Origin of the sequence: Carbonicoccus niuqiaonis (genome assembly GCF_050157065.1) — a bacterium.
Lineage (GTDB): Bacteria > Actinomycetota > Actinomycetes > Propionibacteriales > Propionibacteriaceae > Avipropionibacterium.
The window spans coordinates 537,412-554,278 of record NZ_CP189573.1 but is presented as its reverse complement, the minus strand read 5'-3'; the positions used below and the strand labels follow the sequence as shown (position 1 = coordinate 554,278).

At 71.9% G+C, this 16,867-nt stretch carries 15 protein-coding genes; 6 read left to right on the top strand and 9 right to left on the bottom strand.

What is annotated here, in order from left to right:
- The first annotated feature begins 41 nt into the window (after positions 1 to 41).
- Positions 42 to 2,558: a hypothetical protein gene (locus ACQBAU_RS02455; RefSeq protein WP_465255324.1), complete on the top strand. Its 2,517-nt coding sequence runs from the start codon at positions 42 to 44 to the stop codon at positions 2,556 to 2,558.
- 78 nt (positions 2,559 to 2,636) lie between these two features.
- Here ACQBAU_RS02455 and ACQBAU_RS02450 read toward each other — a convergent pair whose 3' ends face one another.
- Positions 2,637 to 5,105 carry a sodium-translocating pyrophosphatase gene (locus ACQBAU_RS02450; RefSeq protein ID WP_465255325.1) on the bottom strand — a complete coding sequence of 823 codons (2,469 nt, stop codon included), beginning with the start codon at positions 5,103 to 5,105 and terminating at the stop codon, positions 2,637 to 2,639.
- A 255-nt stretch (positions 5,106 to 5,360) separates the two neighbouring features.
- Here ACQBAU_RS02450 and ACQBAU_RS02445 point away from each other — a divergent pair, with 255 nt between their 5' ends.
- The 3 genes from ACQBAU_RS02445 (at position 5,361) to ACQBAU_RS02435 (ending at position 9,828) form a co-directional block, all read left to right on the top strand.
- A complete protein-coding gene (locus tag ACQBAU_RS02445) occupies positions 5,361 to 7,772 on the top strand; it encodes a DEAD/DEAH box helicase (protein WP_465255389.1) in 2,412 nt (803 codons plus the stop codon).
- A gap of 117 nt (positions 7,773 to 7,889) precedes the next feature.
- Positions 7,890 to 8,714: a sugar phosphate isomerase/epimerase family protein gene (locus tag ACQBAU_RS02440; RefSeq protein WP_465255326.1), complete on the top strand. Its 825-nt coding sequence runs from the start codon at positions 7,890 to 7,892 to the stop codon at positions 8,712 to 8,714.
- 58 nt (positions 8,715 to 8,772) lie between these two features.
- On the top strand, positions 8,773 to 9,828 hold the full coding sequence (locus tag ACQBAU_RS02435; RefSeq protein WP_465255327.1) for a Gfo/Idh/MocA family protein: 1,056 nt from the start codon (positions 8,773 to 8,775) through the stop codon (positions 9,826 to 9,828).
- 13 nt (positions 9,829 to 9,841) lie between these two features.
- On the opposite strand, the gene ACQBAU_RS02430 is transcribed toward ACQBAU_RS02435, so the two are convergent.
- Positions 9,842 to 10,846, bottom strand: a complete 1,005-nt coding sequence (locus tag ACQBAU_RS02430; protein WP_465255328.1) for a YdcF family protein — start codon at positions 10,844 to 10,846, stop codon at positions 9,842 to 9,844.
- A gap of 94 nt (positions 10,847 to 10,940) precedes the next feature.
- On the opposite strand from ACQBAU_RS02430, the gene ACQBAU_RS02425 reads away from it, so the two are divergent.
- The gene (locus ACQBAU_RS02425) at positions 10,941 to 11,378 is read left to right on the top strand and encodes a hypothetical protein (RefSeq protein WP_465255329.1); all 438 of its coding nucleotides are present in this window, start codon (positions 10,941 to 10,943) and stop codon (positions 11,376 to 11,378) included.
- Positions 11,379 to 11,383: 5 nt separating this feature from the next.
- Here ACQBAU_RS02425 and ACQBAU_RS02420 read toward each other — a convergent pair whose 3' ends face one another.
- The 7 genes from ACQBAU_RS02420 to ssd all read right to left on the bottom strand — a co-directional run bounded on the left by ACQBAU_RS02420 (position 11,384) and on the right by ssd (position 16,687).
- Positions 11,384 to 11,794 (bottom strand): Rv3654c family TadE-like protein, encoded by a 411-nt coding sequence (locus tag ACQBAU_RS02420; RefSeq protein WP_465255330.1) that lies wholly within the window; start codon positions 11,792 to 11,794, stop codon positions 11,384 to 11,386.
- Positions 11,791 to 12,177, bottom strand: a complete 387-nt coding sequence (locus ACQBAU_RS02415) for a TadE family type IV pilus minor pilin (RefSeq protein WP_465255331.1) — start codon at positions 12,175 to 12,177, stop codon at positions 11,791 to 11,793. Before ACQBAU_RS02415 ends, ACQBAU_RS02420 begins: the two co-directional genes overlap by 4 nt.
- Positions 12,178 to 12,270: 93 nt before the next feature.
- Positions 12,271 to 12,543: a DUF4244 domain-containing protein gene (locus ACQBAU_RS02410; protein ID WP_434548571.1), complete on the bottom strand. Its 273-nt coding sequence runs from the start codon at positions 12,541 to 12,543 to the stop codon at positions 12,271 to 12,273.
- Between the two features lie 155 nt (positions 12,544 to 12,698).
- Positions 12,699 to 13,484 carry a type II secretion system F family protein gene (locus ACQBAU_RS02405; protein ID WP_465255332.1) on the bottom strand — a complete coding sequence of 262 codons (786 nt, stop codon included), beginning with the start codon at positions 13,482 to 13,484 and terminating at the stop codon, positions 12,699 to 12,701.
- Positions 13,484 to 14,332, bottom strand: a complete 849-nt coding sequence (locus ACQBAU_RS02400; protein WP_465255333.1) for a type II secretion system F family protein — start codon at positions 14,330 to 14,332, stop codon at positions 13,484 to 13,486. The genes ACQBAU_RS02405 and ACQBAU_RS02400 overlap by 1 nt, the downstream gene beginning before the upstream one ends.
- Positions 14,329 to 15,480, bottom strand: a complete 1,152-nt coding sequence (locus ACQBAU_RS02395; RefSeq protein ID WP_465255334.1) for a TadA family conjugal transfer-associated ATPase — start codon at positions 15,478 to 15,480, stop codon at positions 14,329 to 14,331. Before ACQBAU_RS02395 ends, ACQBAU_RS02400 begins: the two co-directional genes overlap by 4 nt.
- Positions 15,481 to 15,520: 40 nt before the next feature.
- Positions 15,521 to 16,687, bottom strand: coding sequence for a septum site-determining protein Ssd (ssd, locus tag ACQBAU_RS02390; protein WP_434548575.1), 1,167 nt, complete (start codon positions 16,685 to 16,687; stop codon positions 15,521 to 15,523).
- Between the two features lie 26 nt (positions 16,688 to 16,713).
- Between ssd and ACQBAU_RS02385 the strand changes: the two genes are divergently transcribed.
- Complete coding sequence (locus tag ACQBAU_RS02385; RefSeq protein ID WP_465255335.1) at positions 16,714 to 16,848, top strand: hypothetical protein; 135 nt, start codon at positions 16,714 to 16,716, stop codon at positions 16,846 to 16,848.
- Positions 16,849 to 16,867 lie beyond the last annotated feature (19 nt).

The following is a 16,867-nucleotide window of genomic DNA, read 5'->3' as shown; positions in this document are numbered from 1 at the left end:
GCCTCTCGAGCCTGTCGAGACGCCCTCGATAGCGTGTCGCCATGCGTGAGTACGCCGCCGCCGTCGGCCCCGAGGACCTTGCCGCCCAGTTCGCCGATCCACCGCGCCGGTTCGGACCCGTCGGCTTCTGGTTCCTCAACGATGGTTGCGATCCCGACGAACTCGACCGCCAGCTCGAGGAGTTCGCCGCGGCCGGGTTCGGCGGCATCTCCCCCTGCGCCCGGATCGGGTTGGACCCGGCGGTCGGCTACCTGACCGACCGCTGGTTCGCGGTGCTGGACCGAGTGATGGCGCAGTGCCGCCGGCTCGGCCTGCAGGTGATCCTGTACGACGAGGCCTCCTACCCGTCCGGATCGGCCAACGGCGCGGTCGTGGCGGCCAACCCCGACCACGCGGCACGCGGCCTGGTGCTGGGCGCCCAGGTGGTCACCCAGGACGGGGTGATCACCGGGAGCGGCGGCACCGCACCCGCCACCGTCACCTCGCCGCCGACCGGTCGGGCCGGTTTCTGGCGTCCCACCACCGGGCGGAGCCTGGTCGACCGGCTGGTCGCGGTGGTCGCCGGACGGTTGGACGACCAGGGTCGGGTGCTGGTCGACACCCTTCAGCTGCTGCCGACCGGTGAGCACGACCTGGTCCGGCTCGACCCGGCCGACCTGCCCGGGAAGTGGCGACTGCTGGCGGTCTTCGACGTCCCCAGTGGGGGCACGATCCGTGGGGCGTACGCCCACAACGACGACGGTTCGGCACTCGCACCCGCAGCGGCGAACCTGCTCGACCCGGAGGCGGTGGCGTCGTTCATCCACCTCACCCACGACGCCTACGCCACCCACCTGGGCAGCTGGTTCGGCGACCCGATCGTCGGCATGTTCACCGACGAGCCACACCTGTTGGGTCGGTCCCACCGCGCCGACGCCCGGCCGTGGACGCCGGAACTGCTGACCGACCTCACCGAGCGGCCGGACCGGCCGATGTCGACCGAGGACGTGTTGATCATGCTCCCGTCGCTGTTCGTGCCGTACGACGACGACCGCGGCTTCGGCGCCCACTTCACCGCGACCGTGGCCGACCGGCTGTCACGGGTCTACTACGGGGCCCAGCGTCGGTGGTGTGATGATCATGGAATCGCGCTCACCGGGCACCCCTCGGCGCCGGACGAGATGTCGCCGCTGGACAGCTTCAGCTGGCCCGGCCAGGACGCCGTCTGGCGGTGGGTGCTGCCCGGCGAGACGGCCCTGCACGGCCCCGAGAGCGCAGGCGCCCGTACCGCCGCCAGTGCCGCGCTGACCCGCGGGGTCCGCACCGTGCTGACCGAGCTGTTCGGGGCGTACGGCTGGGGGTTGACCATGGACGAGGTGAAGTGGCTGCTCGACTGGCACCTGGTCCGCGGCACCACCACCTTCCTGTTCCATGCACTCTTCTCGTCGGTACGGGGACATCGCGCGTTCGAGAGTGAACCCGACCTCGCCCTGCACAACGCGTGGTGGCCGCACCTGCCCGCCGTGCTGCGGTACGTCAACCGCGCCAGCATGGTGACCAGCAGCCTGCAGCCGGTGGTGGACGTGGGCGTGGTGGTCACCGGTGATCGGGCACCCACCGTCGAGGTTGCCGACCTGTACCGCCATCAGGTCACGTTCAGCTACCTCACCCCGGACGACCTGGCGACCGCGGTGGTCGACGAGGCCGGATCCCCGACCGCGGCAGCCGCGGCCGCGGTGCGGGTGGCCGGGCAACGGTGCCGGGCGATCCTCGGCGCACGGGAGGCCGCCGCGCTGCCCGGTTGGGCTGACCTCGCGGCGGCGGGTGCCACCATGATCACCTTCGCCGACGGTGCCCCGCAGCTGCCCGCTGCGGTGCTGGCCGAGCTGCGCCGCGACGACGTCGAGGTGGTGTCGGGACCAGCGGCCGACCTGCGCGTGGCCCGCTGGGTCGCTCCGCCCGGGCCGGGTGTCGAACCGTCACCCGATGCCGAGGCGTGGGTGCTCGTGGTGAACGAGGGCGAGGCGGAGCTGCTGCTGCACCCTCGCCACCCGGTGGAGGTGTGGGACTGCTTCACCGGCCACCGCTGGTGCCCCGACGCCACCGTCCGGCTGCCGCGCCGCAGCTCGTTGCTGCTCGCGCCGGGCGGTGGGACCGACCTGCCACCCGAACCGACGGTCGGGCCGCTCCCGGGCGGCCCGCTCGCCCTCACCGGCTGGTCAGCCCGGACCGCAGAGGGCGGCAGTTGGCCCGCCCCGGCGCTCGGTGACTGGACCGAGCTGGACGAGCTCGCCACCTGGCACGGGACGATCGTGCTGCACTGCTCGGTCCACCTGACCGACGCGCCCGCCACCGCGGTCGTCCTCGACCTGGGCCGGGTCGGCGAGCTGGCCCGGGTCGAGGTGAACGGCCGGGTCGTCGCCGAACTGCTGTGGGCACCCCACCGCGCGATCGTCCCGGCCGGGCTGCTGCAGCGCGGCGACAACGTGATCGAGGTCGCGGTGACGAACTCCAGCGCCAACCACTACGAGGGCGCCCTGCGACCCTCCGGCCTGCTCGGCCCGGTCACCCTCGGCTGACCCGGCACGGAGGGGCCCAGGACGTACGCGACCCCCGCAGCGATGTGCTGCGGGGGTCGTTGTTCGTACGAGCGGGTGTCAGCCGCGGCGTGGTCGGGAGACCGCGTCGCCCTCGGCGTCCAGGGCGTCGGTGTCCGACACGTCGGCGGACCTGTTGCCCACCGACACCGGGTGCCCGTCGGCGTCGGCCCCGTGACCGGAGTCGACCTGGTGGTTCCCCTCGGGAGCCGGGCCGGACAACTCCGCACCCGACCCCGGATCGTCGTCCTCGCCGAGCGCGTTGCCACGCCGGGTGCTCATCACGACGGCGACGATGATGATGATCAACGCACCACCGGCGATCGCGAACCGCCACGGCGACGGGTCACCCGACAGCACCGACATGATCACCACGGCCGGGGCGATCAGCACCGCCACCAGGTTCATCACCTTGATCAGCGGGTTGATGGCCGGGCCGGCGGTGTCCTTGAACGGGTCACCGACGGTGTCACCGATCACGGTCGCGGAGTGGGCCTCGGAGCCCTTGCCGCCGTGGTTGCCGTCCTCGACCAGCTTCTTGGCGTTGTCCCAGGCACCACCGGAGTTGGCCAGGAAGACCGCCATCAAGGTGCCACAGGCGATCGCACCGGCCAGGAAGCCGGCCAGCGCCGGGGCGCCGAGGCCGAAGCCGACCGCGATCGGGGCGAAGATCGCCAGCAGGCCCGGCGTCGCCAACTCACGCAGCGAGTCGCGGGTGCAGATGTCGACGACCTTGCCGTACTCGGGCTTGCCGGTCCCCTCCATGATGCCGGGGATCTCGCGGAACTGGCGGCGCACCTCGTACACCACCGCACCGGCTGCGCGGCCCACGGCCTGGATGGCCAGTCCGGAGAACAGGAACACGACCGCGGCACCGATGATGATGCCGACCAGCACGACCGGGTTGAACACGACCGACGCCATGTTGAAGTCGTTGTACCGCTCCAGCAGCACACTGCGGACGGCGTCGGTGTAGGAGCCGAACAGCGCGGTCGCGGCGAGCACGGCGGTCGCGATCGCGATGCCCTTGGTGATCGCCTTGGTGGTGTTGCCGACCGCATCCAGCTCGGTCAGGATCTGCGCGGCCTCGCCGTCGACGTCACCCGACATCTCGGCGATGCCCTGGGCGTTGTCCGACACCGGACCGAAGGTGTCCATCGCGACGATCACGCCGACGGTGGTCAGCAGGCCACAGCCGGCGAGCGCGATCGCGAACAGGGCCACGATCCCGGCACCGCCGAGCAGGTACGCCCCGTAAACCGCGGCCGCGATGACGAGTGCGGTGTAGACCGCCGACTCCATGCCCAGCGAGATGCCCGACAGCACGACGGTCGCGGCACCGGTCAGCGAGGTCTTGGCGACGTCCTTGGTCGGGCGGTCCTCGGTGCCGGTGTAGTAGCCGGTGAGGGCCAAGATGATCGCGGCCAACACGATGCCGATCATCACCGCACCGAACGCGACGATCCGGGGATCGTCGATCGGGCCGCTGAACTCGAGGCCCTCGACCCCGAGGTCGGCGAAGCTCGACGGCAGGTAGGTGAACGAGGCGATCGCACACAGCACCGCGGAGATCGCGGCCGACAGGTAGAACGAGCGGTTGATGGTCTTCAGGCCACCCTCACCCTGCCGCGGCCGGGTGAGGAAGATGCCGATGATGGCGGTGATCACGCCGATGGCCGGCACGATCAGCGGGAACACCAGGCCGTACTCGCCGAAGGCGGCGCGACCCAGGATCAGCGAGGCGACCAGGGTGACCGCGTACGACTCGAACAGGTCGGCAGCCATGCCGGCGCAGTCGCCCACGTTGTCACCGACGTTGTCGGCGATCGTGGCGGCGTTGCGCGGGTCGTCCTCGGGAATGTTGTTCTCGACCTTGCCGACCAGGTCGGCACCGACGTCGGCGGCCTTGGTGAAGATGCCGCCGCCGACCCGCATGAACATGGCCAACATGGCGGCACCGAAGCCGAAGCCCTCCAGCACCGTGGCGGCGTCACCCTGGAAGATGAGCACCACCAGGGCGGCCCCCAGCAGGCCGAGGCCAACCGTGAACATGCCGACGGTCGCACCGGTGCGGAAGGCGATCTTCATCGCCGGGTCGCGACCCTCGTCACGCGCGGCGGCGGCGACGCGGACGTTCGCCTTCACCGCCAGCGACATGCCCAGGTAGCCGATCAGTGCGGAGAAGCCGGCACCGACCACGAACGCGATCGAGCGGGCCGCACGGAGCACCCACTGGTTGGCGTCGCTGTCGGGCTCGGCGTGCGCCGGCAGTGCGAACAGCAGCACGACCGCGATGACGGCGAACACCGCCAACGTCTTGAACTGTCGGCCGAGGAACGCCTGCGCGCCTTCCTGGACGCCCAGGGCGATCGCCTTCATGTTGGCGGTGCCGTCGGCAGCCTTGAGGACCTCCCCCCGGAACATGAACGCCATGCCCACGGCAATCAGGGCGATGACGGCCACGACGACGACGAAGACCGGGTTGGCCCCGGTCAGGGTCGTCTCGTGGACGACGGGGATCAATGACATCGGTGTCTCCTTGTTACCTGATGACGACATCTGTGACGGGACTTGCGGGTACTCGGGCGCGTGCTGGGCACGATGATGCTCCGGAGATCATGGGGCATCTGCGACACCGGAGTCTAACCACTGTCGCCGGTGGTCTCATGCCACGGCGGTCGTTTCAGCAGGTTTTCCGCCGGGTGTGCCTCGTGTCACACCGCCGTGCGGGGCCGGTCACGGACCTAGACTGTGGCGGCCCGAGCGAGCAGGAAGGACCGCGTGATGGCCCCACCCGCCGTACCGACGTGGCCGGCCTGGCTGGCCGAGCAGGGCCGGGTCCGACAGGTCCGTACGGTGGCCGCGCGGCGCGGCCGGACCGCCGGTTGGCCCGACTGGCTGCCCGCGCCCGTGGTCGACGGCCTGATGGCGTACGGCTTCGCCCGCCCGTGGCAGCACCAACGGCAGGCCGCCGACGTCGCCCGTGCCGGGGGCCACGTGGTGCTGGCGACCGGGACCGCCTCGGGCAAGTCGCTGGGCTACCTGCTGCCGATCCTGGCGGCCACCCATCCGGCCGATCCGAACAGCCACGACCGGCGGACCGCGACCGTCCGGGCGATGCTGACCGCCGGCAGTCGCCGCCACACCGCGCTGTACCTGTCGCCGACCAAGGCGCTGGCCCACGACCAGTTGCGCGCGGCCCGGGAGCTGAAGGCCCGGGCCGGGTCGGACCTCGGCTTCGACGGCTGGCGGGTCGGCGCCCTGGACGGGGACTCCGGCACCGACGACCGCGAGTTCGCCCGCAGCCACGCCGGCTTCGTGCTCAGCAACCCCGACATGTTGCACGCCTCCGTCCTCCCCTCCCATCCTCGCTGGGCGTCCTTCCTCGGTTCGTTGCGGTACGTCGTGGTCGACGAGTCGCACCGCTACCGGGGCGTGTTCGGGGCCCACGTCGGGCAGGTGTTGCGGCGGTTGCGGCGGTTGTGCGCCCACTACGGCGCCGACCCGGTGTTCGTGCTCGCCTCGGCCACCGGCACCGACCCGGCCACCGCGGCCGGCCAGCTGGTCGGGGTCGAGGGGTGCGAGTTCACCGTGGTCGACGACGACGCCTCACCCCATGCCTCGGTCACCCACGTGCTGGCCGAGGCCGGAGACGACCTGCCCGGGGTGACCGCACAGTTGTTGGCCGACCTGGGCACCCCGGCCGAAGGGACCCCGTACCGGCAGACCGTCGCGTTCCTGCGTTCACGGAAACTGTGCGAGGTCGTCTCCTTGCGGGCCCGGGAGCTGGCCGCCGGCCGGGACCTGGGTGAGTTGTCGGCCGAGACGGCGTTCGCGGCCTACCGCGGCGGCTACCTCGCCACCGAGCGCCGCGCCCTGGAGGCCGCGCTCACCGACGGACGGCTGCGCGGGGTCGCGGCCACCAATGCGCTCGAGCTGGGTGTCGACATCGCCGGCCTGGACGCGGTGGTGATCGCCGGGATGCCGAGCACGATGGCGTCGTACTGGCAGCAGGCCGGCCGGGCCGGCCGGCGCGACACCCCGGCGCTGGTGGTCGCCCTGGCCGGCACCGACCAGCGCGATGCGTACCTGTTGGACCATCCGGAGTTGATCTTCGACCACCCGGTCGAGCGGACCGTGCTGCATCCGGACAATCCGTACGTGTTGGGCCCCCATCTGGCCGCCGCCGCGCAGGAGTTGCCGTTGCGCGCCGACGACGAGGGGTGGTTCGGGCCGACGACGGTCGAGCTGGCCGAACGGCTGGAGCGGCAGGGGGCACTGCGCCGGCGTGGCTCGGCACGGGCCGGGGCGAGTTGGTACTGGACCCGACCGGACCGGGCCGTCGACCTGGTGAACCTGCGTACCCAAGGGGGTCGCGGGGTGCAGATCGTGGAGCAGGACACCGGCCGGGTGATCGGGCTGGTCGACACCGGCGCCGCCGACGCCGCCGTGCACGAGGGTGCGGTCTACCTGCACCAGGGGCAGGCCCATCTCGTCCTCGACCTCGACCACGAGGAGGGGCTGGCGACCGTACGCACCGGCTCGGTCGGCTGGACCACCCAACCGTTGTCGACCTCGACGGTGAGCATCCTGACCGAGGACACGTGGCGCACCTTCGGCAACGGCTTCCTCCACCGCGGCGACGTGGAGGTGACCAGTCAGGTCACCGGCTACCTGCGCCGCGACGAGCTGACCGGCGAGGTCTGGGACCGCTCCGAGCTCGACCTGCCCGTACGGCGACTGCGGACCCGGGCGGTGTGGTGGACCATCCCGAGCCGGGAAGTCGCCGGGTCGTCGTGGACGCAGCTCGACCTGGCGTCGGCCGCCCACGGTGCCGAGCACACCGCAATCGGGTTGCTCGGGCTGTTCGTCCCCGGCGACCGCTGGGACGTCGGCGGCCTGTCGACGGTGCTGCACCCCGACACCGGCGAGCTGACGGTGTTCGTCCACGACGGAGCCCCCGGCGGGGCCGGATTCGCCGACCGGGCCTACGAGGTGGCCGACCGGTGGTGGGCGGCCACCGCGGAGCGACTGCGGACCTGCCCGTGCACCGACGGCTGTCCGGCGTGCGTGATCAGCCCGAAGTGTGGCAACGCCAACGAGATGCTCGACAAGCACCGGGCGCTCGACCTGGTCACGTTGCTGCTGGCCGGCGATCACGGGGGTCCGGAGTCTCGCGACCTGACCCGGCGTTGACTCGCCCGGAGCCCTGCAGCAGACTCATGCCGCAACAGCCACGACGTCTGGGACAGGTAGGTCATGCAGTTCGGGTTCAGCTCGTATTCGTTCAACCAGCGACTCAGGACGGGGGCCATGACGATCACCGACGTGATCGACTGGGTCGCCGAGAACGGAGCGGACCACGTCGAGTTCGCCATGTTGTCCCAGGAGGCGGACTCACCGATTCCCAACCTGACCTGGGATCCCTCCCGGGTGGCGGAGGTGAAGGATCACGCCGCCTCCCGCGGGATCACCCTGTCCAACCTCGCCGTCGGCGCCGACCTGACCGGACCGGACCGCGCCGAGGTGATCGACCGGGTCAAGGCCCAGGTCGACCTGGCCGCCTCGCTGGGGATGACCCGGCTGCGCCACGACGTGACCGGACAACAGCGCCACGACGGTGACGACTCGGCCGAGTTCGACCGGGTGCTGCCGTTGATCGCCGAGGCGGCCAAGGAGATCGCCCGCCACGCCGCGACCGTCGGCGTCACCACGAGCCTGGAGAACCACGGCTACTTCGTGCAGGCCAGCGAGCGGGTCCGCCGGGTCGTCCGCGCCGTCGACGAGCCCAACTTCGGCACCACGCTCGACGTCGGCAACTTCGCCTGCGTGGACGAGGACTCCGTCGTCGGGGTGGCCGCCAACCTGCCGTACGCGACGGTGATCCACTTCAAGGACTTCTACCTCCGTCCCGCCCCGGTGGGCACCGGCTGGTTCGCCAGCCGTGCCGGTCGCGGCCTGCGGGGCGCCATCGCCGGCAACGGTGACCTCGACCTGTCCGCCATCGCCACGCTGATCCGGGAGTCCGACTACGACGGCTTCGTCGCCATCGAGTTCGAGGGCGCCGAGGACTGCCTGATGGGCTGCGAGATCGGCATGGAGAACGTCCGGCGGCTGCTGGCCGACCAGCCGGCCTGAGCCGACCCGCCACCCCCCTTTTCTTCCTTCCTTCACCTTCCATGATCAGGAGTCAGTTGTGAGCACCACCCCGTTCCGTGTCGGCGTCGTCGGCAACGGCAGCATCAGCGTCCACCACCTCAACGCCTACGCCGCCGACGCCCGGGTCGAGTTGGTCGCCGTCGCCGACATCAACCTCGACCGGGCCAAGGCCGCGGGCGAGAAGTACGGCGCGACCGCGTACGGCGATGCCGCCGAGTTGTACGCCCTCGACGAGGTCGACGCGGTCAGCATCTGCACCCCGAACAACACCCACGTCGAGCTGGCGGTCGCCGCGATCGAGGCCGGCAAGCACGTGCTGCTGGAGAAGCCGATGAGCCACCGTGCCGACGAGGCACAGCGGTTGGCCGACCTGGTCGCCGGGCAGGACAAGGTGTTGCAGATCGGGCTGGTCCGACGTCACTCGACCAACTACAAGGTGCTCAAGTCGTTCATCGACGCCGGTGACCTGGGCGACATCTACTACGCCAAGGCCGCCTGCATCCGGCAGGTCGGCAACCCGGGCGGCTGGTTCGCCAACAAGGAGACCTCGGGCGGTGGCCCGCTGATCGACCTCGGCGTGCACGTCATCGACCTGGCGTGGAGCCTGATGGGCTGCCCGCGACCGGTCACGGTCAGCGGCAACACCTACCACCACCTCGGTGGTCGCGACAACGTGGCCTGGCAGGATCGCTACCGGGCTGCCGATGCCGGCCTCACCAACGACGTCGAGGACCTGGCGAATGCCATGATCAGGTTCGAGAACGGGGCCTCGTTGATGGTGGAGACGTCGTTCTCGTTGCACACGGTGGAGAACTCGCTGGCGGTGTCGGTGCACGGCACCTCGGGCGGCGCCAGCCTGGAGCCGCTGGAGATCGTCGGTGAGCGGCACGACACGGTGCTCAACATGACCCCGCAGATCCGGTCCAACCGGTTCGGCTTCACCGAGGCGTTCAGCAACGAGATCGCGCACTTCGTGTCGTCCTGTCTCGGCGAGGAGGAGCAGGTCGCCCCGGCGTGGCAGGGAGCGATGCTGCAGCAGATGCTCGGCGCGATCTACGAGTCGGCCGCCAACGGCACCGAGGTCAAGCTCTGAGCCGTCCGGCGGTTCACAACCAGCTGGCCACCAGCCCGGCCCCGACCGAGACGAGCAGGATCATCGTGCCGACCACGGCGTGCATCAGCTTGTGCCGGGTCAGCACGGCGACGAACTCGCGCAGGAACGCACTCGGCAGGTAGTACGCGGCGGTCGGGGCGCCGACGGCCTGGGCGGGCAACCCGAGCTCGCGGGCGAGGAAGGCCGCGCGCATCACGTGGTAGTTGCTGGTGACCACCAACATCTCCTCGTCGTGACCGGCGGAGTCGAGCAGGGCGCGGGAGTAGCGCAGGTTCTCCTCGGTGTTGGTCGCCCGGTCCTCGACCAGGATGCGGTCGTCGGGGACACCCTGCTCGCGCAGGTATTCCGCCATCGCCACGGCTTCGGCGACCGGCTCGTCCGAGCCCTGGCCCCCCGAGGGCACCAGGACCGGATCGTGGCCCTGGGTCCTGGCGTGCCGCCAGACCGAGATCGCCTGGTCGAGCCGGCCCCGTAGCAGTGGTGGCACCTTCCCGCGGACCAGGCCGGACCCCAGCACCACGATGCCCTCGCTCGGGACCCGCTTCGACAGTTGCGAGTAGGCGAACGACCAGACGAGCAGGACCAGGAAGAACATCCCGGCGTACGACGCCCCGAGCAGCAGGAAGGTGGCAGCGGCGATCGCGACCGGCTGCCAGGTGAGCACCAGCAGCACCCCGATGACGGGAACGGCGATCAACGCCAGCCCGGCCAGCAGCGAGAGCAGGTTGCCCAGGCTGCGGCCCTCTTTCCTGATCATGGTCACGCCGTTGGCGAGCAGGAAGCCGATCAGCACGACCGAGCTGAGCGGCAGCAGGCCGAGGACGACCGAGAGCAGGACCGCCCCGATCGGGTTGATCCAGGTCAGCAGCTCGCCCGCGGCCAACAGCCCGAACCAGACGGTGGCCAGCAACAGCACCCCGTTGCGCAGTCGGCGCCGTTCGACCCGCACCGAACGGCGGAGCAGCAGGAAGCCGACCAGCGCCAGCACGAGACTCATGGCACCCATTCAACCCGAGAGCTGGTGACGCCTCGGGGGTCGGCTCGGGCGTGTGGGGTGTCGCCAGGCCGCGCAGCGGGCGATAATGGGCCCCATGCTGCCCGTCGCGATCGTCCTGCTGCTGCTCCTCATCGTCGTCGTGGTGGGTGTCGTCATCTCCAACCCGGATCCCGCGACGCTCAACATCTTCGTCGCGCAGATCCCGACGACCGGCACAGGGGTCTTCCTGATCGGGTTCGGCGCCGCGATCGCCTTCTGCGCGGCGCTCGTGCTGCTCGCCGTCGGCATCCGCCGTTCGCGGGCCCAGCACGCCGAGCGGCGTGCCCTGGAGAAGGCGGCGGGCCGCCCGGCGCCGCAGAAGAAGCTCAACCTGCCGAAGCTCGGAAAGAAGCGCTCCGACGCCGGCGGGACCAGTACCTCCAGCTCCGGCTCCAGCAGCTCCGGCTCCAGCAGTTCCGGTTCCAGCACCAGCGCCACGACGGCCGCTGACCCGGGACCTCGCTCGCCGAAGAAGAGCTCACTCGACATCTGAGCCCGTCAGGGCAGCGATCCCGCGGCGGCGGTCGCGGCCATCCCGGTCGGCAGGCCGGGCCACTCCCGCCTGAGCTCGACCCGGACCGTCACCACGACGACGTGGTCCACCTGGTCACCGGTGACCTGGCAGGAGGTCATCGTCGCCCCGTTCCGTTTGGCGGTCTGGGCGGCGATCTCGCAGGAGCGATCGTCCACCGGCACCTTCCGGTACGGCGTCCGCATCGCGTGGGCCGCGGCCAGGGCGGCCTGGTCGGCAGCGGTGCGCGCCCGGTGCTCGGCCACGACGTAGCCGCCCACCACGTACACCACGCCGAAGGCCATCGCCACCAGCGCCATCACGGTGATGATCAACATCGTGCCACTGCCCCGCTGGTCCGGGCGATGGCCGACACCGCGGCTGCCGTCCCGACTCATGTCCCCGGCTCCAGCATCGTCTCCGCCGTCGCCGTGACCTCGAGTCGCGGCAACGGCGGCTGCCACACCGGCGCCGACACCCGTACCGTGGTGACCCAGCCGTCGCGAATCACCTGGACCCGTGCCCCGGCAGGGAGATCGGCCTTCGCCCGAGCCACCGCGGCCTCGTCGCCCCGGGCCTGCTGCCGGGCGATCTCGGAGGCCGAGTCGAGGCAGCGCAGCTGCATCATCACCACGCCGGCCCACCCGGCCAGCAGCACCACCAGCACCACCACGGCCAAGACCCCGGCCGCCAACTCGGCGGTCACCATCCCCCGACCCTGCCGCGCCCGGACCGTGCCCTGCGGGCCGCGACGAGCGTTCCCTCGGCACCCAGCACTCATGATCAACTCCTCCCGCCTGCTGGTCGACGTCCCGGACGGGACGGAGCCGGATCTCGGCTCCGCCCCGACCCCTGGGACCTCGTGTCGGACGGCTCAGTTGCCGAAGCCGCCGACGGTGCGGATGATCCAGAGGATGAGCTGGAGGATCAGCCCCTGCAGTTCCGGATCGCTGAGGATCTTGATCAGCACCCCGGCGAAGCCGACGGTGGCCACCGTGCCGACGGCGTACTCGGCGGTCGTCATGCCGCGCAGGTCACGCCGGGTGCGCCGGCGGCGGGCCACCGTCCCCTGCTGCTGGTCGTCGTTGTCGTACGGGCCGGCGACCGGGACGATCTCGGTCGATGCGGTTTCGTGTGTGTTGGACATGTCGTGCTCCCTCGTTGTCGTTGCCCGACCGGCGTCGGGCCCTCCCCGTTGCGGGTACACCGAGACGATGGGACGCCGGGCCTGCCATCGCTCACCCGATCTGCGGACCTGTGCACAACCCGTGGTGGGCCGGTCCGCAGTTGTGCACAACTCGTTCACCCGAGCAGCCGGAGCACCAGGCCGGCGATGATCGGCACCACCCCGATGAGGAAGAAGGCCGGCAGGAAGCACACCATCAGCGGCAACACGCTGCGGACCCCGGCCGTCCGTGACCGGAGTTCGCGGGCCGCCCGGAGCGCCACCCGGGTGCGTCGGGCGTGGTGGGCCATGGTGTCCTCCAACGCCGTCCCGGAGTCGACCGCACGCGCCAGGTCGGTCGCCAGCCGGGACCAGGCGGGGTCGCCGGCCAGGTGGCGCCAGGCCAGCGGCTCCGGTTCCCCCACCGCCACCAGCGCCCGGACCCGGCCCAGGTCCTCGGCGACGGGCCCGCCGACGACGTCGGCCACCACCGCGACCGCCCTCGACAGCGGCAGCCCGGCCCCGAGGCAGGCCGCCAGCAGGTCGCACACCTCCGGCAGGTCCGCGCGCACCCGGCGGCGGCGCCGTCGTACGTGATCGGGCAGCAACCGCCCGAGCACCACCCAGCCGGCGCCACCGGCGACCACCCCGACCGACCAGCCCAACCAGGCCGGTACGCCGAGGGCCTGCACGAGCAGGGCCGTCGCGGCGACCATCCCGGCGGCCAGGCCCGTACGGCGTCGCACCGGCATCGCATCGGGCCGGCCGAGCAACCACGCGAAGCGTCCGGCCCCCACGCGTCCCACCACGTCCGCCGGCCGGTGCCCGGCCGGTCGCCGGGGTGGGGCCGGGACCGTCCAGACCACCGTCAGCACCACGCCGGCCAACGCCACCAGCAGCATCAGTTGGTCCGACCACGACATCAGGTCTCCTCCGTTCGGGCCAGGCGATCGACCCACAGCACGCCGGCGCAGGCCAGCAGGACACCCGCCACCAGACAGGCCTGGCCGACCGGGTGGGAGGTCAGGAAGTCCACCGGGTCACCACCGAGCGCCAGGCCGATGACGACCCCCATCGCCGGCAGTACGCCCAGCAGCTTGGCCGTCGCCCGGGGAGCAGCCAGTTCACCGGCGACCAGCACGTCGATGCGGCGTTCCTGCTCAAGGTTGGTCGCGACCCGCTCCAGGGCCGGGGCCAGCTCGGCACCGGTACGCCGGGACACCTCCCAGGCCCGCGCCAGTTGCAACAACCCACCGCAGCCGGGTCGGGTCGCCGTACGCCGCCAGCTCGCCTGAACGTCACCACCGAGCCGCTGGACGGCGGCCGCCTCGGCCAGCACCGGACAGTCCTCGGCCGCGACGGTGAGCGCGGTCGCGGGCACCTGCCCGATCCGGACCTGCCCGGCGAGCACCTGGCAGGCGTGGCCGATCGCGTCGGCCTGCCGGTCCGCGGCCCGTCCCGCCCACCACTGCCGAAGCAACCGGCCACCGGTCCACGTGACGGCCAGCAGCGCAAGGGCAAGCGCCAGGCCGCGGGTCTGGTCGACCAGTCCCGCCACCAGCACCACCAACAGGCCGCCGGCCACCCACCCGTACAGGCCCACCCGGCCGCCGGGCGAGCCGGCGAGGCGACCATGATCATCTTCGCCGTCGGCACCGGGTACGGGTGCCGCCGGTGAGGCGCGGGGGACCAGTCGCCGCAGGGTTCGCTCCGGCGCCGGCCTGACGAGCAGCCAGCCGGTCAGCGCGGCACACACCAGCACCATGATCATGTGGCCAATCGTCCTTCCAGGACAGCGATCCCCGGGCCCCGCTCGATCGGCCGATCGACCGGGAACCGGAGCGCCGGTACGACGCGCACCAACCCGCTGGTCGGGTCGCGGGTCAGCACACAGAGCTCACTGATCCGGCGCACCCCGCGGGACTCGCGACGCAGGTGGATCACGGCGTGCAACGCGGCGGCGGCCTGGGCGTGGACGGCGTCACGCCCCATCCCACCCAGCGCCGCCAGCGCCTCCAGCCGGGCCGGGACGTCGGCGGCGGAGTTGGCGTGGATGGTGCCGCAGCCGCCCTCGTGGCCGGTGTTCATGGCGGCCAGCAGGTCACACAGTTCGGCTCCGCGCACCTCGCCGACCACCAGCCGGTCGGGTCGCATCCGCAACGCCTGGCGCACCAGGTCGGTGAGCGTCACCCGCCCGCGCCCCTCCGCATTGGCCGGTCGCGCCTCGAGCCGGATGCAGTGTGGATGGTCGGGCCGCAGCTCACGCGAGTCCTCGACCACGACGAGCCTTTCGGTGGCCGGCACCAGCGACAGCAGGCTGGCCAGCAACGTCGTCTTGCCCGACCCCGTGCCACCGGTGACCAGGAAGGCGACCTTGGCCGCCACGAGTTGCTGCAGCACCTCCGCACCGGCCGCACTGATCGAACCGGCGTCGATCCAGTCCGTCATCGAGTAGGTCCGACGCGGCGGCACCCGCAGCGACAGGCAGGTCCCGACGTCGCCGAGCACGCCCAGGACGGCATGCACCCGGGTGCCGTCGGCGAGCCGGGCGTCGACCCACGGGGTGGCGTCGTCGAGCCGCCGTCCGACCGACGCCGCCAGCCGTTGGGCGAGTCGTCGGACCTCGGCGTCACTGGCGAAGGTGACCTCGCTGAGCCGCAACCCGTCCGGCCCGTCGGTCCACACCTGACCGGGACCGTTCACCAGCACATCGGTCACCCCGGGGTCGGCCAGCAGGGACTCCAACGGTCCGGCACCAACCGATTCCCGACGCAGCGCCGACACCGTGGCGAGCAGCGAGGCGTCGGTGACGACCAGTCCACAGTCGGCCATCGCCTGCGCCACGTCCCTGGTGGTCGGCTCCCGGCCGAGCCCGGCCAGGCGGTCCCGGACGACGGCGAGGTCGTCGAGGCCACTCATCGGCCGCTCCCGTACGCCCCTGAAATCCCGTACCAGCCCGTCATGCCAGGACCTGCCCGGCGAGGTGTCGCAACGACCGCCGCCACCGTCGACTCCCCGCGCGGCCGGGTGCCTCGCCACGCAGCAGTGCGGCCTGCAGGCTCCGGTCGTACGGCATCGAGCCGGCCGACGGGTGCCCCAGGGCCTCCGCGACGGCCACCTCCCCCAGTCCGGTGGTCGCCCCCGAACGGACCACCGACGACCAGGCCCAGCCTGGATCACCGACCGTGCCCAACGCGATCTCGGCGGCCGCGACCCCACGGACGTCGTCGGCGACCAGCAGCAGCCGCACCGACGCCGGCTCCAGCAGTGCCGTGGTGTCGGCCTCGTCGAGGGTCCGGCCGACGTCGACCACGACCGCGTCGGCGACGGCCCGACAGGCGGCCAGGACGGCAAGCATCGCCGAGGCCGTCGGTCGGGCTGCCCCGGGTTCGCGGGACATCGCCAGGACCCCCAGGCCGTCCAGGTCGGGCAGGTGGTCGGTGATCCGGGGCAGGTGGCCCTGCACCCCGGCCAGTTCGGGCCAGCGCCACCCCGGCAGGCCTTCGGCACCGACCAGCAGGTCGATGCCGCCGCCGGTCGGGTCGGCGTCGACCAGCACCGTACGACGTCCCGCTGCCGCCAGCTGCCAGGCGAGTCCGGCGGCCACGGTGGAGGCCCCCACCCCACCCGAGGCACCGCGTACGGCCACGATCCGGCCGCCCTCGGCCGGCCCACCGGCGCCGGCAATCACCGCGGTGAGGTCGCCGCGCTGCTCGGGGAGGACGACCACCGCCGCACCGAGCCCGACCGACCACGTGCACAGGGCTTCCCGGTCGTGACGGTCACCCAACAGGAACAGCCGAGCACCCCGGGGTGGCCGTACCTCACCCAACTCCGCCGCCAGGTCGACACCGACCATGATCAGCTCCGCATCCCGCCACATCCCCCGCCCAGCAGGGATGTCGTGGGCCACCCGGGCCTCACCGCCGGCGGCGGCGACCGCCGCCATGGCCTGGTCCAACAGGCCGTCGTCAGCGGTGATGATCACCGGGGCGGCCCGGGAGGCCGTCGTGGCCACGGGTGTCGTCACAGGGGTCGTCACGGGGGTGGCCGTGCCGCGCGACGGGTCGGCGTACGAGGAGGACCGGCCGGGGGACGAGGGGCTCGGGACAGCAGTGGCGGACATGCCCACATGGTGCGACCGCATGATCGATGTCGTTCACCGACGCCGGGCCGGCTGTGGACAACCGGTCCGTCGGCGGGCTGTGGACGAACGCCAGCCACGACCTCCCCATCCGGATCGTCAGCGGTACGTTCCAGCCGACCCCACCGCCGGTGACGGCCTGACCGAATTGCGACCCGTCCC